Source organism: Microtetraspora niveoalba (assembly GCF_001570405.1).
Classification (GTDB): domain Bacteria; phylum Actinomycetota; class Actinomycetes; order Streptosporangiales; family Streptosporangiaceae; genus Microtetraspora; species Microtetraspora niveoalba.
The window spans coordinates 1-1,342 of record NZ_BBYM01000001.1 but is presented as its reverse complement, the minus strand read 5'-3'; the positions used below and the strand labels follow the sequence as shown (position 1 = coordinate 1,342).

General features: G+C 70.7%; 1 protein-coding gene. It reads right to left on the bottom strand.

The annotated features are described in order from the left end of the window. Nucleotides 1-1,306, bottom strand: a 1,306-nt coding sequence (locus AWQ70_RS00005; RefSeq protein WP_306303386.1) for an acyltransferase domain-containing protein, incomplete at its 3' end; no start/stop codon positions are given. Between the last annotated feature and the right edge of the window lie 36 nt (nucleotides 1,307-1,342).

The window sequence follows — 1,342 nt, the reverse complement described above, 5'->3', positions numbered from 1 at the left end:
CCACCACCGAGGACGGACCGTTGACCGCCGCGATGTCCACCAGACCCGCGACCGACTCCCGGATTTCGGCCTCGGACGCCTGCACGGCCAGCATCGCCCCACCGGCAGGGAGCGCCTGCATCAGCCGGCCACGCGCCGCCACCAGCGCGCACGCGTCCGCAAGCGACAACACCCCCGCGCAGTGCGCCGCCGCGATCTCACCGATCGAATGCCCCAGCAGGAAATCCGGAGTCACCCGGAGCGACTCCAGCAACCGGAACGACGCCACCTCGACCGCGAACAAGGCCGCCTGCGCGTGAACCGTCTGATCCAGATCGACAGCGTCGACGTCCAGGTCCAGCTCCGCGCACACCTCGTCGTACGCCCGGGCGTACACAGGGAAGGCGTCGTACAAGCCCCGCCCCATCCCGGCCCGTTGCGACCCCTGACCAGTGAACAGGAACGCCGTCCGACCCTCACCGGCCACACCCGAGACCACACCCGCGGAAGACTCACCCACAGCGAGCGCGTTCAGCCCGCGAAGCAGCCCCGCACGATCACCGCCGACGATCACCGCCCGATGTGCCAGCGCCGCCCGGGTCGTGGCGAGCGACCAGGCGACGTCACGCACATCCGCGTCCGACTCCGCGACGAACCCGGTCAACCGCTCCGCCTGAGCGCGCAGTCCATCCGCCGTCTTCGCGGAGACCACCAGTCCCACGGCACCGGCGTCGCCCACCGGCGCGGGCGACTCCACCGGAGCCGGCGCCACACCCTCGAGAATCACGTGCGCGTTGGTGCCGCTGATCCCGAACGACGACACACCCGCACGACGCGGCCGGTCCGAATCCGGCCACGGCCTTGCCTCGCTCAGCAATTCCACCGCACCCGCGGACCAGTCCACATGCGGCGTCGGCTCGTCCACGTGCAAGGTCGGCGGCAGCACACCGTGCCGCATGGCCTGCACCATCTTGATCACACCGGCCACACCCGCGGCGGCCTGCGTGTGGCCGATGTTCGACTTGATCGACCCCAGCCACAACGGACGACCCTCTGGGCGGTCCTGCCCGTACGTCGCCAGCAACGCCTGCGCCTCGATCGGATCGCCGAGCTTCGTGCCGGTGCCGTGCGCCTCCACCGCATCGACATCAGAGGGTGTGAGACGGGCGTTGGCCAACGCCTGACGGATCACCCGCTGCTGCGAAGGACCGTTCGGCGCGGTCAGGCCGTTCGACGCGCCATCCTGATTGACCGCGCTCCCGCGCACCACCGCCAGCACCTGGTGGCCGTTGCGGCGCGCGTCCGACAACCGCTCCAGCACCAGCACGCCGACGCCTTCGGACCAGACAGTGCCATCGGCCCC